The sequence below is a fragment of the Devosia sp. genome (assembly GCF_017744655.1).
Classification (GTDB): domain Bacteria; phylum Pseudomonadota; class Alphaproteobacteria; order Rhizobiales; family Devosiaceae; genus Devosia.
On record NZ_JAGIAW010000001.1, the window covers coordinates 339,719 to 365,848 of the forward strand.

Here is a 26,130-nt window from a genome sequence, read left to right on the forward strand (position 1 = left end):
CGTTGCGTGAGGGGGCCGCTCTTGGCTAGTTATTGATCGCCAGAATGCCCCACTGGGTTTCGCTGCAGCTATCGTCGAGGCAGGCATTGGTGATCCACATGGCGCCATTGGCGAGGCCGACGCCTTCGCTGGTGACGATCAGGTCGTCGACGTCCTGCGAGCCAATGGCTTCGAGGGTTTCGGGCAGGATCAGGCTGTCGAAATTGTCGATGAAATCCTGCTCTTCGAGGATGTCATAGGTCTCGCCATTGGCGTTGATGGTGAGGGGGTAGAAGGCGTAGCTGGTGATATCGGTCGGATTGGACATCGTCGCGTCCTGAATGCCGGCAAAGAGTTCGAAGAAGCCGTCGGCGTCGCCATGGATGGCTTCAATATTGGCATAAACCTCTTCTTCGCTGGCCATTGCAGGGGTAAAAAGGGCCAAGGCGAGCAGGGCGGGCGCGGCGTAGCGCAGCATGGGGATGGTTCTCCGGAGGCGACGTTCGGGTGGCCTCAGGCAATTTTGAGCCAAATCGACGCAAGTACAAGACATCAGGCAAAATATACCCGCCGTTAAGTCCGGACCCGGCATTATGAGACCGCTGGAGAAGACAGGTTGGGTCTACTCCCCCGCTTTTGTTTTCAGTATTGCGTCAGGTCGGGTTCGATGCGTCTCATTATCGGTATTGTCTTCGTGTTTGCCTGCGTGCTCGGCGGCTATGCAGCCATGGGCGGGCACGTTGAAGTTCTTTGGCAGCCGTTCGAATTCGTCATCATTCTGGGCGCGGCGATCGGCGCCTACATCATCGGCAATAGCGGTCGGGTGCTGAAATCGACCGTCGGCATCTTCGGCACGCTGTTCAAGGGCCCACGCTATAACAAGGCGGCCTATGTGGAACTGCTGGGCCTGCAGTTCAGCCTTTACAAGCTGATCCAGGCCAAGGGCGTGCTGGCCATCGAAGCGCATATCGAAAACCCGCACGAATCCGAACTGTTCAACCGTTTCCCGACCTTCGCCAAGAACCACCACGCGGTGGAATTCCTCTGCGACTATCTCCGCATGGTCACCATGGGCACCAACAATGCCCATGAGATGGAAGCGCTGATGGACGAGGAACTGGAAACCCACCACCAGGAACAAGAACAGCTCGTGGGCGCCATGCAGGCGCTGGCCGATGGCACGCCGGCTCTCGGCATCGTGGCCGCCGTGCTCGGCGTTATCAAGACCATGGGCGCCATCACCGAGCCGCCGGAAGTTCTCGGTCACCTCATCGGTGGTGCTCTCGTGGGTACCTTCTTCGGCGTGTTCGTCGCTTACGGCTTCTTCGGCCCGATGGCCCAGTCGCTGCGCGGCATTTTCGAAGCCGAATCCAAGTACTTCCTCTCGATGAAGGTTGGCCTTCTCGCCCATATCAGCGGCCAGCCGCCGGTGATGGCTGTCGAGTTCGCCCGCAAGGCGCTGATGAGCGACGTGCGTCCGACCTTCAACGAAGTCGAAGAAGCCACTGCAGCTCTGCCGTCTGCCACCTAAGTTTTCTACTTCTAGCGGGCCGCGCGATCTCCCCACAGATCGGGCGGCCCAAACGCTGCCAGGGGGCACGTCATGGCGAATTTCGAACAGCCGATCATCATCAAGAAGGTCAAGAAGGGTGGGCACGCCCACCATGGCGGCGCGTGGAAGATCGCCTATGCCGACTTCGTGACGGCCATGATGGCGTTCTTCCTGCTGATGTGGCTGATCAACATGACGACGGCCGAGCAGAAGCAGGGTCTTGCCGACTACTTTTCCCCGCCTTCGGTCAGTCTGTCCGATAGTGGTGCCGGTGGCGTCATGGGTGGCCAGGCCATGGATAATGCCGGTTCGAGCATGTCGGGTTCGGCTTCCGACATCACGGCGAAGGAACCGGCGGCAGCGGCGGAAGCCGTGACCGGCGAAGCCGATCTCTCGGTGGGCGGCCAGGCGCGCGACAATGGCAGCGAGCAGGAAGCCTCGAGCGATTCCGAATTCAATCTCAAGGCGGTCGATTCCCAGGAATTCCACTCGGCCGCGGCGAGCATCCGCCAGGCCTGGCAGTCGATGCCGGAGTTGACGCCCTTCATGGACAACCTGATCGTCGAGGAAACCGAAGACGGCCTCGACATCCAGATCGTCGATCAGCAGGGCAAGCGCATGTTCCCCGAAGGATCGAAGTATCCGCTGGAAGTGACTCGCGCCGCGATCGCCGCCATGGCGCCCTACCTGCAGCAGCTCAATTCGCAGATGACGATTTCGGGCCATACGGCTGCCGGCGGCCGCTATGAGAACCCGCGCTATGGCGCCTGGGAACTGTCGGCCGACCGCGCCAATGTCGTGCGTTCGACGCTGGGCGAATTCGGGGTTACCGATGACCGCATCAAGTCGGTGGCCGGGCGCGCTTCGGATGAACCCTTCTTCCCGAATGACCCCTATATGGCGGCCAATGAGCGCGTGAAGATCACCGTGCTGCGGACGGCGCCGCCGGTGCCGGTGGGCCTCAAGCCTTAAATACTGACCGGAACCCCTCGCAAAGCCTGACGTTCTTCTCGCATCGTAACTTTGCGAGAAGCGTCATGTTCCAGCTATTGCTCATTCTCATCGTCATTGCCCTCGTGGCCGGCGCCATGGGCTTTACCGGTATTGCCGCCGGCGCGGCGGGTCTCGCCAAGATCATCTTCGTGCTGATGCTGATCGGGATCGGCATCATGGTGCTGCTGGCACTGATGGGACTGGTGATCCTGTTCTAGAGAAGCAGCTTGAAGCCCTCATGGGACTGCTCGAAGCCGAGCTTGCGGTAGAAGCGGTGGGCATCGAGGCGGATCTTGTTGGAGGTCAGTTGCACGATGCCGCAGCCGGCCTCGCGGCAGCGCTCCACTGCCCATTGCACCATTTGCGACCCGAGACCGTTGCCGCGCTGATCGGTACGGATATGGACGTTTTCGAGGATGGCGCGTCGTGTGCCGAAGCGGGGAAGGCCCGGTAGGAAGCTGATCTGGAGCGTGCCCACGACCTCGTTGTTTCGCTCGACGACGATAAGCCGATGGTTTGGATCGGCTGCGATCTCATCGAAGGCAGCGCGATGGCGTGGGTCCGCCAGCGTCTCCGGATCGAGCGGCGGCGTATCGGCACCGCGGGCATCGCCAGCGTGGCAGAGCGTGAGAATGGTAGGAATTTCTTCGGGGCGGGCGTCGCGGTAGATGAGATCGGACATATCAGCTTCGGTGTGGCGAGAGGGAACGGGCGATCCCTAGCACGACAAGAGCGATGATGGCAGTCACACCCGCGACCCAGGAACCGACCGAGAGCAGGGCGCCTGTGCCGGCCCAGGTGATCGAGGCGAAGGCTTCGGAAATAGTGGCCGCGCGCGAGGCGACCTGGCGGCGGCGGAACATGGCGCGACGCATGGGAATGCGGAACCAGACCTGTATGGCGGTCGCCGAGGCGGCGGAGAGAATGGAGCAGATGCCGGTGGCGAGCGCCATGGTCCAGCTATTGAGCGCGAGAAGGGCCAGGAGCGGGGCGAGAATTGCGGCGACGGCGACGAGCACGGCCTCGACCTTGGCGCGGAGAACGCTTCGGGCCGGGATGGGAGCCGTCGCCACGAGGTCGTAGGCGTCTTCGCCTGAGAGGGCCAGCCAGGCAAGGCCCCCGGCCAATTGGCCCGATGCCATCACCAGAACGGGTACGATGACAATGAAGGCGCCCGCGCCTTCGCCGTAATTGACCCACAGCAGCAGGGCGGGTGGGAGCAGATAGAGCATCTGCATCAGGGTTTGCGACAGGAGCCATGGATCGCGCTGGAGCAAACGCCATTCCTTGTAGCGCAGGACCTGGGCCTGGCTGCGGCCCGTGAAGTAGGTTCCCGTTCTGGTGCGATGGCGGGTCGATTGACCGATGCTGGCTGCCGCAACGGCGAGACGGCCATAGCTGGGGGAAAAGAGCAGCATGGCGAGGGCCAGGGCGGCGAGGAAACTTGCGATGACGGGCACTGCCGAAACGGCGTCGCCCATGACGGCGCGAGCGGGGAGCCAGAGCCGGTGGTCGGGGGGCGGCAGGGCGGCAAGAAGATCGGGCGAGCTGAAGAGAGCGAAGCGCGAATAGGTGTTGAACGATAGAATGGCCACGGCCTGGATGCCGATGACGAAGCCAGCGCCAACAATGGCGGCGAGGATCTGGGCGATGAGGCGCGTGCGTTTGGGGCCGACGAGGCGGAAGAGGCCCATGGTGAGTGCCATGGCGATGGCGACGGCCAGCGCGGAGCAGGCGGGTAGGACGAGATAGGCCCAGAGCCAGTGCGTGCCGGCAAAGAGAGCCAGCATGTTGATGATGGGACTGGCGAGGAGAGCGCTCAGAATGGCCGTGGACAGGGCCACGGCGCCGGTGCGGACGGCGAAGAGCGTGCGGGTGGAAGCAGGGGACGAGAGGATCAGGTCGAGATCTGAGCGGGCGTAGTAGACGCGGGTGATGGCTTCGAGCGCCTGGGAGAGCATGACCGAGAAGAACAGGAGGCCGACGCCTGTCACCATCGCGAGCGTGGGCTTGTCGGGCGCTATGCCATTGGCTGCTGCGGGAGCGATGATGGCGGCGGCGATGAGGTGGAGCAGCGCATAGATGGCGAGGCCGCCGAAGAGAAAGCCCAGGAGGCGGACGCGATGGCCGCCGGTCATCATGGCGAGCCAATCGCGCCATGCGAGGCGCAGTTCGTGGCGCGCGAACCAGAGGAGGGAGCCGGACTGCGCCATCATGCGGTGGCGGAGCTGGTTTCGACGAGTTCGAGGAAGATTTCCTCGAGGGTCGATTCGCGGCCGGTGCGGGCGCGCAGTTCGGCGAGCGTGCCCTCGGCGACGAGGCGACCGCCGGCAATGACGCCGATGCGCTGAGCCATGCGTTCGGCGACCTCAAGGATGTGGGTGGTCATGATGATGGTGACGCCATGGCGCACCTTTTCTAAGAGGACGTCCTTTACCTGACGGGCGGAGCCGGCATCGAGGCCGGTGAGGGGTTCGTCGAGGATGATGAGGCGCGGATCGTGGATCAGGGCGCCGGCCAGGGCGACCTTTTGCAGCATGCCTTTGGAAAAGCCGCCGCAGAGTTCGTTGGCGTGCGGCTTGAGGCCCAGGATGTCGAGGAGGTCGTTGGCGGCGTTGCGGGCTTGGTCGGGGTCGACCTGCCATAGGCCGGCGACGAAATCGAGATATTCGAGCGGGGTCAGGCGATCGTAGACCATGGGCTCGTCCGACACCCAGGCGAGGAGCCGCTTGGCGGCGACCGGGTCTTTTCGGACGTCGGTGCCAAAAATTTCGATGGTGCCGGCATCGGGGGCGAGGAGGCCGGCAACCATGCGCAGGATCGTGGTCTTGCCCGCGCCATTGGGGCCGAGGAGTGCGTAGAACTCTCCGGCGGGAACTGTGAGATCGAGCCCCTGAACGACGGGACGATCGAAGCTCTTGGCGATACTGGTGATGGCAAGGGCGGGGACGGGCATGGGGGCTCCGGGCGGATTGCGCACACTCTAGGTTGACTGCCTTGCTGGCGAGTGAATCGAAATCCTCAAGATTTCGCGTGGGGCAGGGTTGCAAGAAATGCAGGTTGTCGCGAACCGGAGGGTACGGCTAGCTTGACGAAAGGCGGGCCTCCCCTCCCTGCCATTGAAAAATAAGTGTTTTTGACCGGCCTGCTGCGTCTGCAACGGGCCGTATAACGTTGGAGCTTTGCCATGACGACGGGCGTTGCCCCCATTCAGGGCCCCACCAGCCTTGCGACGAAGCTGGCGATTTTCGCCATGGCCATCGGCTCCTTTGGAATTGGTACAGGCGAGTTTGCCATTATGGGCCTGTTGCCCAATCTGGCGGGCGATCTTGGCGTGACTGAGCCCGAGGCAGGGCATGTGATTTCGGCTTATGCCTTTGGCGTGGTGGTTGGCGCCCCGCTGATTGCCGTGTTGTTCGCGCAGGTGCCGCGCAAGCCGCTGCTGCTGGCACTGATGGCGCTGTTTGCATTGGGCAATTTTGGTAGTGCCGTGGCGCCGGATTATTGGTCGCTGGTGCTGCTGCGTTTTGTTTCCGGGCTGCCGCATGGCGCCTATTTTGGCATTGCGGCGCTGATTGCGGCCTCGATGGTGGATGTGGGGTTCCGGGCTCGGGCCGTGGGTCGGGTGATGCTGGGGCTGACGCTGGCGACGCTGATCGGCATGCCGCTGGCAACCTGGCTGGGGCAGGGACTCGGCTGGCGGCCGACCTTTTTCGCCGTGGGCGGCATCGGGGCGCTGGCTGTGTTGATGGTCATGCGCTTTGTGCCGGCCATTCAGGTGGCGGAGGGCGCAAGCCCGCTGCGCGAACTGGGGGCGCTGAAGCGGCCGCAGGTGTGGCTGACGCTTGGCATTGCGGCGACGGGCTGCGGCGGCATGTTTTCCGTCTTTACCTATATCGTCCCACTTCTCACCGAGGTGACGGGTATTCCGACCATCTGGGTGCCGGTGGTGCTGGCGCTGTTTGGTGTCGGCATGACGCTGGGCAATGTGGTGGGCGCCTATATGGCCGACCGGGCGCTGATGAAGACTATTGGCGGCATGCTGGCGTTCAATATCGTCAGTCTGGCGGCCGTGCCGTGGCTGGCACAGGCTTGGCCGACCGCAGCGCTGAGCGTGCTCGGTGTCGGCTTTACGGTGGCCATCGGGACGGCGCTGCAGACGCGGTTGATGGATGTGGCGGCGGATGGGCAGACGCTGGCGGCAACGCTCAACCATGCGGCGTTCAATATCGCCAATGCGCTGGGTGCACTGTTTGGCGGGATGGCAATTGCGGCAGGGTTGGGCTGGGCCTCGACGGGACCGGTTGGTGCGGTGATGGCCGTCGTTGGGCTGGCCCTGTTCGGGGTGTCCGTCTGGCTTGAGCGCCGAGACAATCGGTGGACCCCGGACGCAGTGGCGGCCGAATGAAAAAGGGCGCCTCAGGGGGCGCCCTTCTTGTTTCAGGCGACGGTCAGTTTTACGTCGACATTGCCACGGGTGGCATTGGAATAGGGGCAGACTTCGTGGGCCTTGTGGACCAGCGCTTCGGCATCATCCTTGGAGAAGCCTGGCAGGGTCACCTTGAGCTCGACAGCGATATTGAAGCCCTTGGCACCTTCATTGGCATTTTCGCCGAAGGAAACCGAAGCGTCGATGGTAGTTTCGTCCGGCACCTTGATCTTTTCGCCGCGGGCGACGGCCTTGATGGCGCCGAGGAAGCAGGCGGAATAGCCAGCGGCAAAAAGCTGCTCGGGATTGGTGCCCGGTCCGTCATTGCCGCCCATGGCCTTGGGGGTATCGAGCGTTACTTCCAGACGACCATCGTCAGTCTTGCTGGTGCCGGTGCGGCCGCCAGTGGTGTGGGCGTGAGCGGTGTAAACTGCAGCTTTGATGGACATGGCGACGATTTCCTTTGGAGGGGTGAAATTTCGTGACGGCTATTCAGTAGTGCACAATTCAATTGCACGCAATATAAATCTGTGTGATAAATTTTTGACACTGAGGGGAGAGGCGATGAGCGAGAAGCGGATGCCGACGATCGACCAGATGCTGTGCTTTGCCGTTTACTCGGCGGGGCACGCCTTTACGCGCTTTTATAAGCCCCGGCTGGACGCGCTGGATTTGACCTATCCGCAATATCTCGCCTTTCTGGTGCTTTGGGAAAAGGACGACATCACGGTAAAGGCGCTGGGCGAGCGATTGTTCCTCGACTCGGGAACAATTACGCCTCTCATCAAGCGGTTAGAAGCGCGGGGCCTCGTCGGTCGCCATCGCGATGAAGAGGACGAACGGCAGGTGCGCATTCGCCTGACTGCCGAGGGACGTGCGCTCAAGGATAAGGCGCTGTCCATTCCGCTGGCCGTTATCGACGGCGTCGGGCAATCTTTTGAGACCACTGAGGCGATGCGGCGCGAACTGGTGGCGCTGCGGGAGCGGCTGGATAAGGCGGCGGGTTAGCTCAAGAAAGAGTTTTGGTCATCCACAGGACGAGGTCATCATCCATGCGGACGGATGCGCCGGGTGCTGCGTAATCGTTTCGGTAGGTAGCGCCGCGACCGTCCAGCGCATAGCCGTTCGCGCTATAGAGACGTTGGGCCGGACCGTAATCGGCGTAGAGACCAACGCCGAGACCAATCTGCTTGTGACCGGTGGCCCGTGCATGTGCCTCGATATGAGCGATGAGCGTGGTGGCGATGCCGCGATGGCGAGACGCCTTGGCAGTCACGAGGTCGTGCAACTCGGGAATGCGCTGTGCGGCGAAGGCCGGGTAGCCTGATTGCCACAAGATACTGCCGTAGGCCGCTGCGTGGTTCTCTTCCATGGCAACCAGGACGAAGCGCTCTCCTGCTTTATGCTGCTGGAGAATTTCCGCCCATATGTCGGGATTGTTCTTCCAGCCGTTGCCGCCATCGCAGCTCAGAATGGCGTCTCTGTTGGCCTGATTCAGTGGCTCAATTCTCAGCATGCCGGCCTCAGCGTAGCCCTACGGCATCGACCTGGCCGGAGCGGCAGCCGCCGTCCGTGGGGGAAGCTGCGGCAATGAGGCGGGGTAGGGAGTCGGGGCCGTCGATCCTGCCGGTAAGGCCGATGGTCAGTTCGGTGATGATGGTGCGATTGCCGTCTTGCTCGCAGGTCATACGGACACGCTCGCCGGCGCGGGGACCGAAAGCGTTGTCGAAGGCGGTGCGGATCTGGGTGAGGGTGATGCGCTTGCCAATGTTCGATGCAAAGAGTTCGGCGACTTCGGACGTGTTGAGGGCCAGCATGAGGTCGAGGGCGTCGGAATAGTATTGGCGCGCATCGGTGCCGTAGCAGGTGCCGTGCTTGGTCCATTCGTGGCGGTCTAGGCCGGATTGGCTGCCGGGCATGACTTCGTCGAGGTCGCGGCGAATGGCGAGGGGCAGGTCGAGGATGGGAAGATCGCGCCAGCGGCCGTCCTCGCTAGCGTAGCGATCGCCGGGAGAGACGTTGCAATATTCGTTGCTGCGCGGCTGCGGCCAGAGGCCGTGCAGGGTGAAGTTGGTGGCTTCAAAGCTGTTGGGGCGCTGGTTGCGGCACTCGGTTTTACGGGGGCTGAGTTCGCAGAACGCGGGCTGCCAGTTTACAGCGAGGATGTATTGGGTGCCGCGATAGGTTGGTGGCGGGGCGGGAGGTGAAGGTTCGTCGATGCGACCCTCCGCGTCGGTCGCGCGGATGCCGCAATCGACCGAGACCCAGCGACGGTCAGGTTCTGCCCCCGGGACGACGATCCAGAGATGGGTGGGCTGGGCCTTGTTGCCGGCGATCAGGTCATAGGCAGTGCCAGGCCGGGTGGTGATATCGCCAGGATTGGTTTCGCGACTGATGGACTGGAAGGCCGGGCAGGCTTTAGTGGCGGTGAAATAGCCGGTGAGGAGGACTTCGGCCCGGGCGGGCATGGTGAGGAGGGCGAGAAGCAGAGTGGTAAAAATCCGCAACACTTTATCCGCCCGCTCCTACAATGGTCGTCGTTGCCCGTCTTTTCCGGGCAATTCATCTTTCGTCCGCATGAACCACCGGGACAAGCCCGGTGGTGACGAAGTGCGGAAGATTTTGTTCAGTGCCTACAGAGTAATGCGGTAGACGCCGAAGCCGTCGGCATTGGTTTCGCCTGTCGCTTCAATCTTGACCGCAGTGACGTCTTCCAGATGTTCGGCGGCCTTGGGGCCGGTGGCGAAGAGCACGGTGGTGTCGGCGATGGGGGCCAGCGACCAGTTGCTGTCGGCCTTGGGGTTGATCGTGCCGTTTTCGATGATGAAGCGCACGATGATGTCGCGGTTGGTATCGGGACCCTTGAAGACGATCACATCGGAATTGATGTTCGGGAAGGTGCCGCCGCCGCCGGCGCGGTAATTGTTGGTGGCGACAACGAATTTTTGGGCCGGATCGATCGGCTTGCCGTCATAGGACAGGTCGACAATGCGGTTGGCGTCGGGGTTGGGCTCTTCCTTGCCATCCGAGGAGTATTTGGAGGGCTGGGTCAGGTCGATCTTGTAGGTGACGCCGTCGATCACGTCGAAATTGTAGGACGGGAAGTCGAGGTTGATGAGTTCGGCATCTTTCGCGCCGGCTTCGATCTGGTTGAAGATGCCGGCCGAGCGCTCGAGCCAGTTCTTCACATCGGCGCCGGTGATGACGACGGCCTGGATGGTGTTGGGATAGAGGTAAAGGTCGGCGACGTTCTTGATGGCGACGGGGCCAACGGGAACGTCTGTATAGTAATCCGGGCCGCCGCGGCCGCCGGACTTGAAGGGGGCCGCAGCCGACAGGATCGGCAGGCTTTCCCATTCGGTGCCCTTCATCATCTGCTCAATGTACCACGTCTGGGCCTGGCTCACGATCTGAACGGATGGATCGTCGGCCACGAGGGCGAAGTAGGAATGGAGCGGGGCAGCGGTCTCGCCGACGGCGCGGCGGATATAGTCGAGGGTTTCCTCGTGTTCGTCGGTGACTTCCGTGATGATGTCGGCTTCGTCCTCGACGAGCGCATTCACCTTGCCTTCGACGCGCTCGAAGATCGGGCGGGCTTCGGAAGTGTGCGAGGCAATGGTCCACCTGCCGTCGGCATCCTGCTCGAGCAGCAGGTCGATGAGGCCCATATGGCTGCCCCAGAAGCCAGGCATGACGGCCGGCTTGCCGGCAAGCGTGCCGGCAGTGATGTCGGCGCCTTCGATGCCTTCATAATCCGGGCCCGGGAAGACGAGGTGCTGGTGGCCAGTGAGGACGACGTCGATGCCTTCAACGGCAGCGAGCTGGAGCGAGGCATTTTCAGCGCCAGTCGTCTGGTCGGCGGCGATGCCGGAATGGGAGAGGGCGATGATGATGTCGGCGCCTTCTTCCTTCATCTTCGGCACATAAACCTTGGCGGTTTCGACGATGTCGCGGGTGTTGACCTTGCCGGTAAGGTGCGTCGCGTCCCAGGTCATGATCTGGGGCGGCAGGAAGCCGATGAGGCCGATCTTGATGGTCTTGGTAGCGCCAGAGCCGTCAGTCAGTTCTTTTTCGACAATACGATACGGCTGGACATAGGTTTCGTCGGCGAGCGCATCTGCGGCGAGATCGCCGCGCACGAGATTGGCGGAGACGAAGGGGAATTCCGCCCCTTCGAGGGCCTTGTCGAGAAATTCGAGGCCGTAGTTGAATTCGTGATTGCCGAGGGTCGCGGCTTCGTAGCCGAGCGTGTTCATGGCGGCGATGATCGGGTGGATATTGCCGTCGAGGCCCTTTTCGTAGGCGATGTAGTCGCCCATGGGATTGCCCTGGATGATGTCGCCATTGTCGAGCAGCATGGAATTGCCGGCTTCGGCGCGGATGCCTTCGATGAGGCTCGCGGTGCGCGCCAGGCCCATAGTGTCATTGGGGGCGTCGGCATAATAGTCATAGGCAAAGACCGCGACATGTAGGTCCGTGGTCTCGATGATGCGCAGGTGCGCCTGGTTCGCTTGCGCCTGGACGGCGAAGGGGTGCATTGCTGCCATTGCTCCTAGACTAGCAGAGCCGGCGAGAAAGCTACGGCGCGAAATCTTTGGAAGAAAATTCATCTGATGATCTCCAAGTGAAATGCCATGTGAGCCTGGGGCCGAAATTCCCGCTTGGCCGGTCTGGTCCGGCTTCTCAGGCGCTTCCTCTCCCGGGAAGCGGCTTCGACATGCCCGCCTTCGGTGACGATGGCATGACGGAGCAGGGAGACGCTATGTAGTTTTTACCGAGTGGTCAATTTATGACAGTTTGATGACGGCGACCTTTTTAGCGGCGTGTGCAACCCGTTCCAATTGTTGCGGCTTGTTGCTACCAAAGACGTGAATATGGAGGGCCGTCATGAAGTGGCGTGGTCGGGAACGCAGCAGCAATATCGAGGATCGTCGTGGACAGGCGGGCGGTTTCGGCGGACCTTCGCTAGGGCGCAGTGGTGGCATTCGCATTCCGACCGGAGGCGGATCGCGTGGCGGCATAGGCGGGGTTATCGGCATCATCGTGGTACTGGGCATCATCTGGATGGTGACAGGACAGAACCCGTTGGACTCATTGTCCGGCGGCTCGGACCCCACGACGTCGAGCGCATCATCGCAACAGCTGCCGACGGAGGGTCAGGATGAACTGGTCGATTTCGTCGGCGTGGTGGTCAAGGAAACCGAAGACCTCTGGACCGAGGTCTTTGCGGCGAGCGGCGAGGATTATCCGGAGCCGCCCGTGGTGCTTTTCAGCGGGCAGACAAATTCGGGCTGTGGCGTGGCCGACGCGCGGACCGGGCCGTTCTACTGCCCGGTGGATTCCAAGGTCTATATCGATTTGAGTTTTTATGACGAGTTGCACCGCAAGTTCGGCGCGCCGGGCGATTTTGCGCAGGCTTATGTTTTGGCGCATGAGGTGGGGCACCATGTGCAGAACCTCACCGGCGTGCTGCCGGAGTTCAATCGCCGCCGCCAGAGCATGAGCCAGGAACAGGCCAATGCCTATTCGGTGCGGGTTGAATTGCAGGCCGATTGCTACGCGGGCGTCTGGGCCAATTATGCTGGGCAGCAGAACCTGCTCGATTCCGGCGATATCGAGGAAGCGCTGAATGCGGCCGAGCAGATTGGCGACGATACACTGCAGAAGCGCATGCAGGGCTATGCAGTGCCCAAGACGTTCAATCACGGTACGTCGGCGCAGCGGCAGAACTGGTTTGAGCGCGGCTATGAATCCGGCAATCCCAACGATTGCGATACGTTCTCGGGGAATATCTGAGGCGAGATGGGGTAGCTTCGGGACATAGGGTTGGCTAAACCGGGCCGGTCTTTTTGAGTTGGCCGGCCCATGATCCCGAAAATCCTTCATTTCACCTGGAAATCCGAACAGCTTCCGCGCCAGATGCAGGCCTATTACGACGCCTGGCGGCTGTTGCATCCGGACTGGGATATTCGTCTCTGGACCGACGAGACGATGCGGGCCTTCGTGGCGGAGACCTATCCGACCGTTATCGCGACATATGACGCCTATCCCAAGATGATCCAGAGGGCAGATTCCTTCCGCTATCTGGTGCTAGGCGCCATGGGTGGCGTTTATGCCGATCTCGATGTCGAGCCTTTCCAGTCCATCGATGGGTTGCTGAACTACGAGTGTTTCCTGGGCATCGAGCCGCTAGAGCACATCTTTCCCGATCGCCATCACCAGGGCGTGCCGTTCCTTCTGACCAATGCCTTCATGGGGTCGGTGCCGGGGCACAAATTGTGGCAGGGCATTATTGCAAGGATGCCTGATTTGGTGGATCAGGAAACCTTCTATTCCACCGGGCCGTCCATGGTTACGGCGTCGGTGCTCAGGCTGCAGAAGGAAGATCGCCCGACATTGCTGTCGCCGATGGTCTGGTCGCCGCTGCTGGCGGATGGCCGCAAGACGCGCTCTGACGCCGAAGCCATCGCACTGCTGGAGCCGATCGGTACCGTTGTGCCCGCGACGAGTGGTTCGCTTGTGTCCCATGTCTGGATGACCACCTGGGTGCCCTGGCACAAGCGGGGCAACAGATTTGCTCCCATTCTGCAGGTGCCCACGGCCATCAAGTGGGCGTGGCGGCAGATGATCAATCCGGCCGTTGCCAAGGTGGTTATCTCCGATCCGCTGCAGCTTTACACCAATCAGGTCATAGTAGCGACCGAGGAACGGCCGCAGGTTCAGGTTGCGGTGCGGCTTGGGAAGCGTGATCTGTCGACGGCTCTCGCGGCGGCGCTGGCCAATCTCGACTATCCTAGGGATCGGCTGACCTTTGCAGTCCATATTTCTGCCGATGCCCACCGAGGGGACGTGGCTGCAATGCTTGAGCGGAGCGGATTGCAGGCGGAGATCGTGGGCGGCGATTTCGCGTCTTCGGCGGCGCGGGACAATGCCATTCTGGATGGGTTCGCGGCTGACAGGGATTATCTGCTGCTGGTCGACGGGGCAGTGACTTCTATTCCGGCCGATGCGATCCAGCGCATGCTTGGCGCGGGGCTTCCCGTGACGACGGTCAACGTGGTCGATGAAACGGGAGCGCCGGGGGATGACCAGCTTTTCCGCTACGAGAAAGCTGCGCCTTTTAAGGTGCTCTACAAAGATGGCGGGCGGGATGGCGTAGTGCGCCGGAATAAAGTGTTCCGGACCTATTTGGGCCATCAGAAGGTTTTCGCGCTGTTGCCGCTCGATGGGGTGGGGGAGAGTTTCGTGCTTATTGCCCGGGCTGTCGTCGACGCCGGTGTACGCTTTGCCGAGACGCCTTACAAACTACACCTCGGCGCTGAGGCCTTTGGCATCATGGCGCGAGACAAGGGTTTTGAAGCTGGTGGCCTGACCAATCTCAAAGTGGTGCGGCAGAGGTCGATCTAGGGATCAGAGACCAAAAGCGTGGCGGCAGAGCATGGCGGTGGCCCATCCGGCCGCCAGCATGATCAGGCCGGGATATTTGAGGCTGACGACCAGCGCCACAAGCATGGCGAGCTTGATGTCGTAGCCGCCGTTGAAGAAGGCGGGGGCGCAGAGGGTGGTCAGAACGGCGGCCGGAACGGCATTGAGCGCAGCTTCGAGGCGCGGCGGTATGCTGCTCATGCGGGTGATGAGCACGTAGCCGCCAATACGCGTCAGATAGGTGGCGGCGGCAGCGGCGATGATCAGCCAAGCGGTCGCCGGATCGAGTGCGAAATTCATGAATGGCCGGCCTTTGCGGTCTTGGCGCCGGACGGGGGCGACAAGGGCATGAGCGCGGCGACGAGCACGCCGAAGGCGGCGCCGATGCTGACATGCCAGGGGGAGCCCACGAACTGGTAGCCCAGGACCGAGCCGATGAAGCTGGCCGCGACCACGGGATAGAAGTTGGGTTTGCGGCGGAAGCCGACGACGATGCCGAGGAAATAGAGCGGCAGCAGGACGTCGATGGCCCAGATGCGCGGATCGCCGATCATGGCGCCAAAGGCGGCGCCTATGACGCTAAAGGTCAGCCAGGGTACGTAGATGGTCGCAGCGAAGGCGAGATACCATTCGAGCGTGATGGTCCTGCCGCCTTCGGCGCGGCGGACGGTTTCGGCGAACTGGGGGTCGATGAGCACGAAGAAGGCAAGGAGCTTCTGGCCCAGCGTGAAATGGGTGAGATAGCGGGTGAGCGCTGCCGAATAGAGAACGTGGCGGAAATTGACGGCAAAGATCGAGAGCACGATCAGCCAGGCAGCGACGTGCTGGCCGAAAAGCTCGATGCCGACGAGCTGGCTGGCGCCGGCATAGACGGTGGCCGACATCAGGGCCACTTCGGGAAGGCTGAGGCCGTTGTCCACGGCGACTGCGCCGAACAGTACCGCAAAAGGCGAGGAGGACAGCGCAACAATGGCGCCGCCCTTCAGGCCTTCAACGATCTCCTGACGGTTCATTTAGGCCGCGGGCGCCTTGTGCTCGGGCCATTCGGCAATGCCCTTCTCCTTGCGCACCAGATTGAGGAAGCGCGTGAAGAGGTAGTGGCTGTCCTGCGGGCCGGGGCTGGCTTCGGGGTGGTACTGCACCGAGAATATCGGCTTGCCGTCGACCGCGAGGCCGGCATTGGAACCGTCGAAGAGCGAGATGTGCGTCTGGGTAACGCCAGCGGGCAGGTTTTCGGCGTCTACGGCGAAACCGTGGTTCATCGAGGTGATTTCGACCTTGCCTGTGGTCAGGTCTTTCACGGGATGATTAGCGCCGTGGTGGCCCTGATGCATCTTGCTGGTGGTACCGCCCAAGGCGAGGCCGAGGAGCTGGTGGCCGAGGCAGATGCCGAACATGGGCTTGCCGGTCTCCATCAGTTTCTGGATGGTCGGGACCGCATATTTGCCGGTCGCGGCCGGATCGCCAGGGCCATTGGAGAGGAAGATGGCATCGGGATTGTGCGCTAGGACGTCGGAAGCCGAGGCGGTGGCGGGGACGACGGTGACCTTGGCGCCCTGATCGGCCAGGCAGCGCAGGATGTTGCGCTTGGCACCGTAGTCGATGGCGACAACGTGGAAATCAGGGTTTTCGACCGTGCCGTAGCCCTTGTTCCATTCCCAACTGGTCTGGTCCCAGTGATAGGTTTGGGCGGTGGTGACTTCCTTGGCGAGATCGAGACCTTCGAGGCCCGGGAAGGCCGTCAGTTCGGCCTTGATCGAGCCCTCGTCGAACTGGCCGGTCGGCTCGTGGGCGATGACGCCGTTGGGCATGCCGTTTTCGCGGATGAGGGCGGTCAGGGCGCGGGTGTCGACACCGGCGATGCCGATGATGTTGCGCTTCTTGAGCCAGGCATCGAGCTTTTCGGCAGCGCGATAATTCGAGGGGTTGGTGATGTCGGCCTTGAGCACGACACCGCGCACGCCCGAGAGGGCGGCCATGTTCACCGTTTCGATATCTTCGTCGTTGGTGCCGACATTGCCGATATGGGGGAAGGTGAAGGTGATGATCTGGCCGGCATAGGAGGGGTCGGTGAGGACTTCCTGGTAGCCGGTCATTGCCGTGTTGAAGCAGACTTCGCCGGCGGCGTGGCCGACTGCACCGATGCCATGGCCCTCAAGGCGCGTGCCGTCAGCCAGAATAAGAACTGCGGTCGCGGGGGATTGCTGCCAGCCGGTCACGGTCGGTCTCCATGCTTGGTTCGTCGGATCGCGCGCAAAGGAAAGCGGCGGAAAGCCGCTACAATGCTGCGAGGTATGTCGGTTGAGGCCTCCTCTTAGAAGGGCAAGCGACATAGCGCAAGTGGCGCGACCAGCGTTTCGCGCCTATATGGGGACAACAAATTGCATGGCAAGGAGCACACAAAGATGCGCGAAGAGATCAGCGAAGGGCTGAAAACTGCCCTCAAGGCCCGTGACCAGCGGAGAACCGCGACCTTGCGCGCCATCAACGCGGCGATCAAGGATCGCGATATTTCCAATCGTGGCGACGGCAAGGCGCCGGCGACCAATGATGAAGTGCTGGCCATCATCCAAAAGATGGTGAAGCAGCGTGAAGAGAGCTTTGCGATCTATGCGCAGGCCGGGCGCGCCGATCTCGCGACGGTGGAAAAGGAAGAGATCGACATTCTCAACGAATTCCTGCCCAAGCCGCTGAGCGAGGACGAAGTGGCTGCCGCTATCGAGGACGCTATCGTATCGAGCGGCGCGGAAGGTCCGAAGGACATGGGCAAAGTGATCGGTGTGCTGAAAGCCAATTATCCCGGTCGAATCGATTTCGGGAAGGTGAGCGGACAGGTGCGGAACGCGCTGGCAGCGAAGGGCTGACGATCTGGCGGGAGGTCAGTGGCCTCCCGCCAATTTGCTCAGGCGATGCCTTTGAACGGGTCGCGCCAGGCGTCGATCTGATTAAGACGATCATGCCAGGCGCGAATATTGGCATAGGTATTGAGAGGGATCTGCCCGCGCTCGGCATAGGGTAGGGCGGAGGCGACACGGAAGTCGGCATAGCTGAGTTTGTTGCCGACCAGCCAGTCGCGTCCGGCGAGAGTTGATTCAAGAATCGCTGCGAAACGATTGAAATCGTTGGTGGCGTCTTCAACTACATTTGGGTCCGGGTCGCCCATGAAGGATCGCGCAGTAAAATTGTGCCAGACGAGCGCTGCGCCTGCATTGGTGAAATGGTGTGCGCTCCAACTCACCCACATCATCATCTCCACCGCGTGTTCATCCGGCCAGAAGTCGCCGCCGGCAAGGCGGGAGAGCCGTAGGGCGATGGCGTCGGCCTCCCAGAGTGGCTTGCCGTCTTCGACCAGCAAGGGCGCCAGCGAATTAGGATTGAGCGGCAGGAACGCCTCGCGATCGGCCCCCATAGGCTCATAGCGGACAAGGTCGACGGGCGATTTGAGATGGCGGGCGACGGCCACTGCGACACGCGGATTGATGTTGTGGGTGTAATAGAGTGTTCTGTCGGTCATGGCTTTCCTCCTGATGCGAACCGGAATTGGTCGCGCTTTGCGGGCCGGACAACGTGGCGACGCACGCGGAAAGAGCGGTTCGACTATCGGTGGAAAAATTTTTGGCGGCTAGGCTACCAGCCTGAGCGCGGCGAGTCTGACCTGATTTCTTCCGCCATTCTTGGCCTGGTACAGGGCAGCGTCGGCGCGATTGAGGAGGACGGAAAAGTCCTCCTCGGCCGTTGAGATGGCGAGGCCGATGCTGACGGTGGCGATGAGGCCTTCGTCGTCGATGGCGAGTTCGAGATCGGCAAAGGCCTTGCGGATGCGCTCGGCGATGACTTTCGCGGCTTCCTGGTCGGCATCCCTGAGAACGACGCAGAATTCTTCGCCGCCAATGCGGGAGGCTATATCGGCCTGCCGCAGCTCTTGATCCAGAACACCCGCGAAACGCTGCAAAACGCGATCGCCCTCGGCGTGGCCCAGGCGGTCATTGACCTGCTTGAAATGGTCGAGATCGAACATTAGAACGGCCGCGTTGAGCGGTGGCTTCGAAGCGCCGAAGCGCTCGAAGAGGGCGCGACGGTTGAGGACGCCGGTCAGGGGGTCGGTATTGGCTTCGGTGTGATGATGCGCGGCGACACGCGCATGGTGCAGGGTGAGCGTGAAGGCGCCGATGCCGGTCAGCCCTACCAGCGACATGATGGAATTGAAGTCTTCGGCCCAGTTGTCAGGCGGCGCGGTCAGGTCCCAACTGCCTTCAATGGCAATGATGGCGGCACAGCAGACGAAGGACACGGCTGTCGCGGTGTAAAGCGTGGCAATGGCCGTAAGCGCCAGGCGAGGCCGGTCGTCGCTGCGCCAGTGCTCATAGGCGCAAAGGAGCATAAGCAGGGCCGACGCGAGATTGAGAACGAGGGTGCCGAAGCCGGAGAACCCCAGAGCCAAGGGAGTAGCCGTTGCGGCGATCGTGACAATGGCTGCGAGGGCCGCGGGCCATAGGGCGGCATGCTTGTTGCGGAAGCGGCGGGCGCCGGCATAGACGAGGCTGAAGCCGGCCAGGAGGAGGCTGAAGGGAACAAGCTGGTTGAAGAGCCCATAGGCGCCATTGCGCAGCCCCATGCTCACCAGGGCCAGGACCACCAGCGCCATGCCGCCTGCGCCGAAGACCAGATAGGTTTCGCTGCGCGAATTGAGCCAGCCGACCAGCAGGGCGAGCAGCAAGGAGGCGCTCGAAAACGCGATGCCGATCAGCAATGTGGCATTGTCGATGACCATTCGAGCACCCGACGCTTTGGCCCCTATTAGCGGCCAAAGTTACAACGCCCACTTACAAAGAAGCTGCAATTGTATCCATTGGCGATCACGTTTTAGGGTGAGCTATTCTGCCGCGGTGGCCACGGGGGATGGTGGCAGGGCGCCGGTGCTGTGGTCCCAGAGGCCGGAGCCGATGGCGATGGCTGCGGCGAGGGCCGAGGAAATGCCGCCGATGAGCGGGAGGAAGCCGTAGCCGAGGCCCGAATCGATAACATGTGCACCAAAGACCGCGCCGATGGCGATACCGATATTGAAGCCGGTGGGGATCAGGGCCGATGCAAGGTTCGGGGCGTCGGCGGCCCAGGCGAGGACGCGCGACTGGACCGGGGACCCGAAAGCGAAGTTCACGCCGCCCCAGAGGATGGTCACGATGGCCATGACGATGGGGTAGGGGCTGACGAAATAGATGGTGACGAACATCACGGCTTGCAGGGCCAGGATGACGACCAGCGAGGGCATGAGTTTCCAGTCGGCAAGGCGCCCGCCGATAAAGACGCCAATGGTCGAGCCGACGCCGTAAAGCAGCAGCACCCAGGGGACGACGCCGGTTTCAAGGCCGGTGACATTGGTCAGGAGCGGGGTGATGTAGGTGAAAAGGCTGTATTGGCCGATCATCACCAGGATGACGATGAAGAGCGAGGCGACGATCTGCTGGCGGCCGAGCACCTTGAACTCGCGCATAAAACTGCCGGAGGTGGTTTCCGAGGCAGCATTGCGCGGCAGGAAGAAGGCGACGGCCAGCGTGGCGACGAGACCGATAATGCCAACGGCCCAGAAGGTGGCGCGCCAGCCGAGGGCGTTGCCGATGGCGGTGCCGCCGGGAACCCCGAGAATATTGGACACGGTGAGGCCAGAGAGAATCAGGGCCACGGCGAAGCCACGCTTGTCGGGAGAGACGATGCTGACCGCGACGATGGCGGCGATGCCGAAATAGGTGCCGTGCACCACCGACACCAGCACGCGGGCCAGCATCAGCATTTCGAAGTTGGGTGCGAGGGCGCAGAAGGCTTGGCCGAGAATGAAGATACCGCCTAAAAGCAGAATCAGCGCCTTGCGGGTCATTTTCTTCGTCGCCACGGCAAGGAGCGGACCGCCGATGGCGATGCCGATGGCGTAACCTGAAATCAGATAGCCGGCGACGGGAATGGAGACGCCCAACCCAGTCGCAACATCGGGCAGGATGCCGGCAATGACGAATTCGGCCGTGCCGAAAGCGAAGGCGGCGAGGAAAAGGGCGATGAGCGGCAGGGACATGTCAGTAACCGCGCAGGCGGCCTCGATTGGAGCTCGCTCATTTCATAGTGAGCAAATCCGCACAATCCATATTTTGCCCGAAGCAGTATAGAAAAACTATAGTGGTACAAGGCTGGCGCCAATGGATTGGTAGCGCTAGACTTCTTGTGCTGGAAGGGCCTCTTCGGCCCGATGGAGGGCACTAGAATGACGGTTTCATCTCAGACGAAGCGGCGCTTTGCGGCGGCGACGGCCTTACGCGGACTGTTGATGCTGCTGGCGGGACTTTATGCCATCATTTTCCCGGGCGACGCGCTCACGGTGCTGGTGCTGTTCGGCGGCATCCTGCTTATAGTTGATGGTGCGCTCGGGCTGTGGAGCCTGACTTTTGGTGGCGGCAAGAGCGGCAATTACTGGTTCGATATCATCGCCAATGCCGCGTCGCTGATCCTCGGCATTCTGTTCTTCGTCCAGCCGTTCGTGGCGACGATTTTCACGGCGACCTTCTTTGGCACCATTGTGGGTCTGGCGGCCCTGTTCGTGGGCGTGATGCAGATCGTGGTGGTGGTGCGGGAGCGGGAAAGCTATGCGCGCATCTGGCCCGTGGTGCTGTCCGGGGTGTCCTACGTGCTGCTGGGGCTGGTCTTTTTGTTTTTCCCGGTGCTGACGGCGGCCGTCGGCATGGTCATCGGCGGCATTCTTCTGGTCTTCTTCGCCATTGGTCTCTTCGGCTGGGCCTGGCGGCTCTATCAGGCCAGCAAGGCCTGAGACCTATTTGTAGGTGACGGTGACGCCGGCGACGCTGGCGTCATCGCGAAACACAGTGGCGTCGGCGGGGCGGGTGATCGCTATTGAGTCCGCAGCCAGCCATTGTGCGGCCAGGTCGGCCTCCGCGCCGACCGAGAAGAAGCTTGCGGCATCGAACGGGATTTCTTCGCCGGGAGGAACCAGGGCGGCCTGAGTGTTGGGTTCGGTGTCGCCGCAGTCGCGTGAGAAGACCACGAGGTCGAATTGTTGATCCGGCGAAGTCAGGCGCGAGTGCTCTTCGATCGTGCATGCCGGCACAAGGTCGGCAACGATCCAGAGCGTGGCGCCGATGGCGATTGCCGGCAGCAGGGTGAAGGCAAGGAGCACCGGAACTGGCATTTTGGCGCGGGGCATGGCTGTGGAAAAGCTCCTGGCTGATGACTTCGGCCCAAGGAGTGCTTAGGTAGCACCCATGCGCTTTTCCGATCAGTTCCTGGAAGAAATCCGTCAGCGCCTGCCTATCACGCAGGTTGTGGGCGAACATGTCCTTTGGGACAAGCGGAAATCGCAGCCGGGCAAGGGCGACATGTGGGCCTGCTGCCCGTTTCATGCCGAGAAAAGCCCGAGTTTTCACGCCGATGATCGGCGCGGCATCTATCATTGCTTCGGTTGCGGGGCGAGCGGCGACCACTTTCGGTTTCTGACCGAAAAGGCCGGGATGAGTTTTCCTGAGGCAGTGGAAAAGCTGGCTGGTATGGCCGGTGTCCCTATGCCGGCGCGGGACGAGCGGACCGAGCAGCGAGAGGCGGCGCAGAAGGGCCTCACCGAGGTTATGGAACTGGCCGCCAAGTATTATGAGGCGGCGCTGTCTCATAATATCGGGGCGCGAGCACGGGGCTATCTCTTTGATCGCGGCGTATCGGCGGCCAGCCAGACGCGGTTCCGGATCGGCTTTTCGCCCGATAGCCGCAATGGCTTGAAGGAGCATCTGGCGGCCAACGGGGTTTCGGCGCAGGCCATGCTCGATGCTGGTCTCGTGACGAGCCGTGACGATGATCCGCTGACCTATGACCGGTTCCGCAATCGCGTGATGTTTCCGATCACCGATTTCAGGGGCCGGATCATTGCTTTCGGTGGCCGGGCGCTGAGCGCCGATGTGCCGGCCAAATATCTCAACTCGCCCGAGACCAGTCTCTTTTCCAAGCGCCAGACGCTTTACAATGGGCAATCGGCCCGTGCGGCGGCCCGGGAAGGGGCCACGGTTATCGTGGTGGAGGGCTATCTCGACGTGATCGCGGCGGTGGCTGCGGGCTTTGAGGGCACCGTCGCGCCTCTGGGTACAGCGCTGACGGAAGAGCATCTGCAATTGCTCTGGCGCATGGCCGAGGTGCCGGTGCTGTGCTTTGATGGTGACAAGGCGGGCCTCAAAGCCGCGGAGCGCGCCATGGATCTGGTGTTGCCGCACTTGAAGCCGGGTCAGACGGTGAAAATTGCAACGCTGCCGGAAGGGCAGGACCCGGACGACCTGATCAAGGCGCAAGGGCGGCAGGCATTTGCTGATGTGATCGACAAGGCGCGAAGCCTTTCGGACATGCTGTGGAGTCTTGAGACGGGTGGCCTCGTGCCAGAGGCTCCGGAAGAGCGGGCGGCCTTGCAGGCGCGGCTGCGCGAAAGAGCCAATTCCATTCAGGACCAGACTGTCCGCTTCCACTATCAGCAGGCGTTTGACGAAAAGCTGAAGGCGTTCTTTGCGCCGATCCGGCAGGGCAGGGATAGTCAGCGCGGTGGCGGACGGCCGGGTTATGGCAAAAGCGGCGCCTATGGTTTTCCTGCGCGGGGGACGCCGCGTTCGGTTGTTTCCGATACGCTGCGCAATTCTCGACTCGTCCGCGGTGGCCCAGGTATCGAGGCGACGCCGCGCGAAGCGACGATTATCCAGACGCTGGTCAATCACCCGGCGCTGGTCGAGGACAAATTCGAAGTGCTGGCGGCGCTCGATTGCGAAACGCCGACGGCGCAGAAGGTTTTGAGCGACATTCTGGCGCTCGCTGTGCGGCACCATGATATTTCGGCGCCCGACATGCAGGCGGCCTTGGGCGCGCGGGGCCATGGGCCGGTTCTTGACCGCATGGCGGAAACTTTGGTGCGCCAGGGCGTTTGGCAAGTGGGGGCCGATACAGCGCTGGCCGATGCCGAAACCGGATTAAGTCATGCGCTGGCCTTGCATAACAAGAAAGTTCAGCTAAATAGGGAATTGAAGGCAGCCGAAGCGGCGCTGGGCGAAGACCCGAGCGATGAAACCTTTGAAAGGCTGCGAGACATCAAGAACCAGATTACCACTGTCGATGGCACTGAGGCATTGATCGAAGGATTTGGTTCGCTATCTGGACGCGCGACTCGCAGTTTTTAGAGGACTTCTCTAAAGACCGGCGAAGACGCGCGATTTTGCATATGGCGAGTTAGCCATGGCGTCCCGAAGCGAACCATTGTGAGCGTGGCGTGTTAACGCCTTGGTTACCAAACCTTTACCTTGTCTTGAGCCGACACCACCTATGACAAGTCCGGCGCCCGATGCCCACGGGTCCCGAGGAGTAGCATATGGCCACCAAGGCAGCGAACAAAGCCAGCAAGGAAACCGAGAAGCCCGAATCCGGGGCTCCGGAGGCCTCCAATGACAGCCCCCTGATCGATCAGAACGATGCTGCGGTCAAGAAGCTGATCAAGGTCGCCAAGAAGCGCGGCTATGTTACCTATGAAGAGCTGAACGCCGTTCTGCCCGCGGACGAAACAAGTTCCGAGCAGATCGAAGATTTCATGTCCATGTTCTCGGAAATGGGCATCAATGTCGTCGACGAAGACGAGGTCGAAGAGACCGAAGTCGAGAAGGACGAAGACGAAACCGGCTCGGAAGTTGCCCCCTCGAGCGGCACTGCTCTTGCCAGCACTTCGAATACGAAGTCTGGCTCTGACCGTACCGACGATCCCGTGCGCATGTATCTGCGCGAAATGGGCTCGGTGGAACTGCTGAGCCGCGAAGGCGAAATCGCCATCGCCAAGCGCATCGAGGCCGGTCGCGAGACCATGATCGAGGGCCTCTGCGAATCGCCGCTCACCTTCCAGGCCATCATCATCTGGCGCGACCAGCTTGCTGAAGGCGAAATTCTGCTGCGCGACATCATCGACCTTGAAGCGACCTATGCTGGCCCTGATGCCAAGCAGGCTGCGCCGGAAATTCCGGTGGCGCCGGCGCGTCATGAGCCCGAGGTGGTGAAGGAAAAGGCCAAGCCTGCTCCGCGCCGCGCGTCTTCTTCCGATGACGACGACGACTATGTTCCCGAGGAGCCGGAAGCTCCGCAGGATCCGGTCGAAGACGACGATGACGAATTCGACAACGCCCTGTCGCTCTCGGCCATGGAAGCCGAGTTGAAGCCGCAGGTCGTGGAAACGTTCAACCGCATCGCCGAGGCCTATGGCCAGATGCGCGTCATGCAGGATCGTCACGCCGTCGATCGTACGGCTGCCGTTTCCGATGCCGAATCCAAGAAACTCGGTTCGCTCCGCGCTGACGTGATCACCGACGTGAAGTCGCTGTCGCTCAATACCAGCCGTATCGAAAGCCTCGTCGAGCAGCTCTACGACATCAACAAGCGCCTCGTGCGGCTTGAGGGACGCCTGCTGCGCCTGGCCGAGAGCTATGGCGTCAAGCGCGAAGTGTTCCTGCAGAACTATTATGGCCGCGAGCTGGACCCGACCTGGGAAACCGGGCTTGAGGGTTTTGACGGCAAGGGCTGGGGCGAATTCGCCCGTCGCGAAGCTGATACCGTGCATGATATCCGTCACGAGATCGCTACGCTTGCCACTGAAACCGGCCTCGATATCGCTGAATACCGCCGCATCGTTCACAAGGTGCAGAAGGGCGAGCGCGAAGCCGCAATCGCCAAGAAGGAAATGGTGGAAGCCAACCTTCGCCTCGTGATCTCGATCGCCAAGAAGTACACGAACCGCGGCCTGCAATTCCTTGATCTCATTCAGGAAGGCAATATCGGCCTGATGAAGGCTGTGGACAAATTCGAGTATCGTCGCGGTTACAAGTTCTCGACCTATGCGACGTGGTGGATCCGTCAGGCCATCACCCGCTCGATCGCTGATCAGGCGCGTACGATCCGTATTCCGGTGCACATGATCGAGACGATCAACAAGATCGTCCGTACGTCGCGCCAGATGCTGCACGAAATTGGTCGCGAACCGACGCCGGAAGAGCTGTCTGAAAAGCTTCAGATGCCTTTGGACAAGGTGCGAAAAGTCCTCAAGATCGCCAAGGAGCCGATCTCGCTCGAAACGCCGATCGGCGACGAAGAGGATTCGAACCTCGGCGATTTCATCCAGGACGTGAATGCGATTCAGCCGATCGATGCGGCGATCCAATCCAACCTGCGTGAAACGACGACCCGGGTTCTCGCTTCGCTGACGCCGCGTGAAGAGCGTGTGCTGCGCATGCGTTTCGGCATCGGCATGAACACCGACCATACGCTCGAAGAAGTCGGTCAGCAGTTCTCGGTGACCCGCGAACGCATTCGCCAGATCGAAGCCAAGGCGCTCCGCAAGCTCAAGCATCCGAGCCGCAGCCGGAAGCTCCGGAGCTTCCTCGATAACTAGGAGCAGCCCAATGGCTGCTCTGCGCCTCAAAGTCACCGCCATCCGCGCCAGCATTCCGTTCAAGCTGGCGGTGACATTTTCCGATGGCACGCATGGCGCCTTCAATGCGGCGCCGATGCTGGCCGAGCGCGGTGAGGGGACCGAACCGCTGCGCGATCGGGCCTTTTTCGCCAAGGTAGGCCTCGCCAACGGCACGCCGACCTGGCCGAACCATTTTGACATCTCTCCGCAATGGCTGCAGGAGGAGATGGACCGGCGGGGCGAGCTCGTGCGCCCCAGGCCGCCAAGACGCATGTGAGGGAGTTG

27 protein-coding genes are annotated in these 26,130 nt (G+C 61.6%); 12 read left to right on the forward strand and 15 right to left on the reverse strand.

The features are described 5' to 3' along the window. Positions 1 to 25 precede the first annotated feature (25 nt). Positions 26 to 457 (reverse strand): hypothetical protein, encoded by a 432-nt coding sequence (locus J7557_RS01670; protein WP_291416707.1) that lies wholly within the window; start codon positions 455 to 457, stop codon positions 26 to 28. Positions 458 to 646: 189 nt separating this feature from the next. Between J7557_RS01670 and motA the strand changes: the two genes are divergently transcribed. From motA to J7557_RS01685, 3 genes are all read left to right on the forward strand, one after another. Further along, positions 647 to 1,510, forward strand: a complete 864-nt coding sequence (gene motA, locus J7557_RS01675) for a flagellar motor stator protein MotA (protein WP_291416709.1) — start codon at positions 647 to 649, stop codon at positions 1,508 to 1,510. 72 nt (positions 1,511 to 1,582) lie between these two features. Further along, positions 1,583 to 2,503, forward strand: coding sequence for a flagellar motor protein MotB (locus J7557_RS01680; protein WP_291416711.1), 921 nt, complete (start codon positions 1,583 to 1,585; stop codon positions 2,501 to 2,503). A 65-nt stretch (positions 2,504 to 2,568) separates the two neighbouring features. Further along, positions 2,569 to 2,742, forward strand: a complete 174-nt coding sequence (locus J7557_RS01685) for a DUF1328 family protein (RefSeq protein ID WP_035080373.1) — start codon at positions 2,569 to 2,571, stop codon at positions 2,740 to 2,742. Here J7557_RS01685 and J7557_RS01690 read toward each other — a convergent pair. The 3 genes from J7557_RS01690 to J7557_RS01700 are packed head-to-tail and all read right to left on the reverse strand — an operon-like array spanning position 2,739 to position 5,480. Further along, on the reverse strand, positions 2,739 to 3,206 hold the full coding sequence (locus J7557_RS01690) for a GNAT family N-acetyltransferase (RefSeq protein ID WP_291416714.1): 468 nt from the start codon (positions 3,204 to 3,206) through the stop codon (positions 2,739 to 2,741). The two genes, J7557_RS01685 and J7557_RS01690, sit on opposite strands and share 4 nt — an antisense overlap. Before the next feature lies 1 nt (position 3,207). Further along, the gene (locus J7557_RS01695; protein WP_291416716.1) at positions 3,208 to 4,740 is read right to left on the reverse strand and encodes a permease; all 1,533 of its coding nucleotides are present in this window, start codon (positions 4,738 to 4,740) and stop codon (positions 3,208 to 3,210) included. Further along, positions 4,737 to 5,480: an ABC transporter ATP-binding protein gene (locus J7557_RS01700; RefSeq protein ID WP_291416718.1), complete on the reverse strand. Its 744-nt coding sequence runs from the start codon at positions 5,478 to 5,480 to the stop codon at positions 4,737 to 4,739. The genes J7557_RS01695 and J7557_RS01700 overlap by 4 nt, the downstream gene beginning before the upstream one ends. A 297-nt stretch (positions 5,481 to 5,777) precedes the next feature. Between J7557_RS01700 and J7557_RS01705 the strand changes: the two genes are divergently transcribed. Beyond that, the gene (locus J7557_RS01705; protein WP_291418257.1) at positions 5,778 to 6,932 is read left to right on the forward strand and encodes an MFS transporter; all 1,155 of its coding nucleotides are present in this window, start codon (positions 5,778 to 5,780) and stop codon (positions 6,930 to 6,932) included. A 32-nt stretch (positions 6,933 to 6,964) separates the two neighbouring features. Here J7557_RS01705 and J7557_RS01710 read toward each other — a convergent pair whose 3' ends face one another. Continuing rightward, positions 6,965 to 7,402 (reverse strand): organic hydroperoxide resistance protein, encoded by a 438-nt coding sequence (locus tag J7557_RS01710; protein ID WP_291416720.1) that lies wholly within the window; start codon positions 7,400 to 7,402, stop codon positions 6,965 to 6,967. 115 nt (positions 7,403 to 7,517) lie between these two features. Between J7557_RS01710 and J7557_RS01715 the strand changes: the two genes are divergently transcribed. Continuing rightward, the gene (locus J7557_RS01715) at positions 7,518 to 7,961 is read left to right on the forward strand and encodes a MarR family winged helix-turn-helix transcriptional regulator (RefSeq protein WP_035080364.1); all 444 of its coding nucleotides are present in this window, start codon (positions 7,518 to 7,520) and stop codon (positions 7,959 to 7,961) included. 1 nt (position 7,962) lies between these two features. Here the strand turns inward: J7557_RS01715 and J7557_RS01720 are convergent, their stop codons facing one another. The 3 genes from J7557_RS01720 to J7557_RS01730 form a co-directional block, all read right to left on the reverse strand. Next, entirely contained in the window at positions 7,963 to 8,469 is a 507-nt protein-coding gene (locus tag J7557_RS01720) for an N-acetyltransferase (protein WP_291416722.1), read from the reverse strand. 7 nt (positions 8,470 to 8,476) lie between these two features. Continuing rightward, positions 8,477 to 9,463, reverse strand: a complete 987-nt coding sequence (locus tag J7557_RS01725) for a ribonuclease (RefSeq protein ID WP_291416724.1) — start codon at positions 9,461 to 9,463, stop codon at positions 8,477 to 8,479. A 123-nt stretch (positions 9,464 to 9,586) separates the two neighbouring features. Further along, positions 9,587 to 11,491, reverse strand: a complete 1,905-nt coding sequence (locus J7557_RS01730) for a bifunctional 2',3'-cyclic-nucleotide 2'-phosphodiesterase/3'-nucleotidase (RefSeq protein ID WP_291416725.1) — start codon at positions 11,489 to 11,491, stop codon at positions 9,587 to 9,589. A 349-nt stretch (positions 11,492 to 11,840) separates the two neighbouring features. Between J7557_RS01730 and J7557_RS01735 the strand changes: the two genes are divergently transcribed. Together J7557_RS01735 and J7557_RS01740 are read left to right on the forward strand one after the other, a co-directional pair. Further along, positions 11,841 to 12,749 (forward strand): neutral zinc metallopeptidase, encoded by a 909-nt coding sequence (locus J7557_RS01735; RefSeq protein WP_291416727.1) that lies wholly within the window; start codon positions 11,841 to 11,843, stop codon positions 12,747 to 12,749. A gap of 69 nt (positions 12,750 to 12,818) precedes the next feature. Further along, positions 12,819 to 14,360 carry a glycosyltransferase family 32 protein gene (locus J7557_RS01740; RefSeq protein WP_291416729.1) on the forward strand — a complete coding sequence of 514 codons (1,542 nt, stop codon included), beginning with the start codon at positions 12,819 to 12,821 and terminating at the stop codon, positions 14,358 to 14,360. A 3-nt stretch (positions 14,361 to 14,363) separates the two neighbouring features. On the opposite strand, the gene J7557_RS01745 is transcribed toward J7557_RS01740, so the two are convergent. Genes J7557_RS01745 through carA form a run of 3 tightly spaced genes read right to left on the reverse strand, consistent with a single transcriptional unit; the run spans position 14,364 to position 16,597 of the window. Continuing rightward, a complete protein-coding gene (locus J7557_RS01745) occupies positions 14,364 to 14,678 on the reverse strand; it encodes an AzlD family protein (protein WP_291416731.1) in 315 nt (104 codons plus the stop codon). Continuing rightward, positions 14,675 to 15,391 (reverse strand): AzlC family ABC transporter permease, encoded by a 717-nt coding sequence (locus tag J7557_RS01750; RefSeq protein ID WP_291416733.1) that lies wholly within the window; start codon positions 15,389 to 15,391, stop codon positions 14,675 to 14,677. Before J7557_RS01750 ends, J7557_RS01745 begins: the two co-directional genes overlap by 4 nt. After that, positions 15,392 to 16,597 (reverse strand): glutamine-hydrolyzing carbamoyl-phosphate synthase small subunit, encoded by a 1,206-nt coding sequence (gene carA, locus J7557_RS01755; RefSeq protein ID WP_291416735.1) that lies wholly within the window; start codon positions 16,595 to 16,597, stop codon positions 15,392 to 15,394. It lies immediately after the preceding gene. Between the two features lie 186 nt (positions 16,598 to 16,783). Here carA and J7557_RS01760 point away from each other — a divergent pair, with 186 nt between their 5' ends. Next, positions 16,784 to 17,242, forward strand: coding sequence for a GatB/YqeY domain-containing protein (locus tag J7557_RS01760; RefSeq protein WP_291416737.1), 459 nt, complete (start codon positions 16,784 to 16,786; stop codon positions 17,240 to 17,242). Between the two features lie 38 nt (positions 17,243 to 17,280). Here J7557_RS01760 and J7557_RS01765 read toward each other — a convergent pair whose 3' ends face one another. From J7557_RS01765 to J7557_RS01775, 3 genes are all read right to left on the reverse strand, one after another. Then, complete coding sequence (locus J7557_RS01765) at positions 17,281 to 17,892, reverse strand: glutathione S-transferase family protein (RefSeq protein ID WP_291416739.1); 612 nt, start codon at positions 17,890 to 17,892, stop codon at positions 17,281 to 17,283. Positions 17,893 to 18,000: 108 nt separating this feature from the next. Next, a complete protein-coding gene (locus J7557_RS01770) occupies positions 18,001 to 19,149 on the reverse strand; it encodes a GGDEF domain-containing protein (RefSeq protein WP_291416741.1) in 1,149 nt (382 codons plus the stop codon). Positions 19,150 to 19,251: 102 nt separating this feature from the next. Further along, a complete protein-coding gene (locus J7557_RS01775) occupies positions 19,252 to 20,442 on the reverse strand; it encodes an MFS transporter (RefSeq protein WP_291416743.1) in 1,191 nt (396 codons plus the stop codon). A gap of 186 nt (positions 20,443 to 20,628) precedes the next feature. Between J7557_RS01775 and J7557_RS01780 the strand changes: the two genes are divergently transcribed. After that, on the forward strand, positions 20,629 to 21,189 hold the full coding sequence (locus J7557_RS01780; RefSeq protein WP_035080340.1) for an HdeD family acid-resistance protein: 561 nt from the start codon (positions 20,629 to 20,631) through the stop codon (positions 21,187 to 21,189). Positions 21,190 to 21,192: 3 nt separating this feature from the next. On the opposite strand, the gene J7557_RS01785 is transcribed toward J7557_RS01780, so the two are convergent. Continuing rightward, positions 21,193 to 21,582, reverse strand: a complete 390-nt coding sequence (locus J7557_RS01785) for a hypothetical protein (RefSeq protein ID WP_291416747.1) — start codon at positions 21,580 to 21,582, stop codon at positions 21,193 to 21,195. A 58-nt stretch (positions 21,583 to 21,640) separates the two neighbouring features. Between J7557_RS01785 and dnaG the strand changes: the two genes are divergently transcribed. From dnaG to J7557_RS01800, 3 genes are all read left to right on the forward strand, one after another. After that, the gene (gene dnaG / locus J7557_RS01790; protein ID WP_291416749.1) at positions 21,641 to 23,578 is read left to right on the forward strand and encodes a DNA primase; all 1,938 of its coding nucleotides are present in this window, start codon (positions 21,641 to 21,643) and stop codon (positions 23,576 to 23,578) included. 188 nt (positions 23,579 to 23,766) lie between these two features. Beyond that, entirely contained in the window at positions 23,767 to 25,824 is a 2,058-nt protein-coding gene (gene rpoD / locus J7557_RS01795; protein WP_291416751.1) for an RNA polymerase sigma factor RpoD, read from the forward strand. Positions 25,825 to 25,834: 10 nt separating this feature from the next. Further along, positions 25,835 to 26,122 carry a DUF2442 domain-containing protein gene (locus J7557_RS01800; protein WP_291416753.1) on the forward strand — a complete coding sequence of 96 codons (288 nt, stop codon included), beginning with the start codon at positions 25,835 to 25,837 and terminating at the stop codon, positions 26,120 to 26,122. Positions 26,123 to 26,130: the final 8 nt, after the last annotated feature.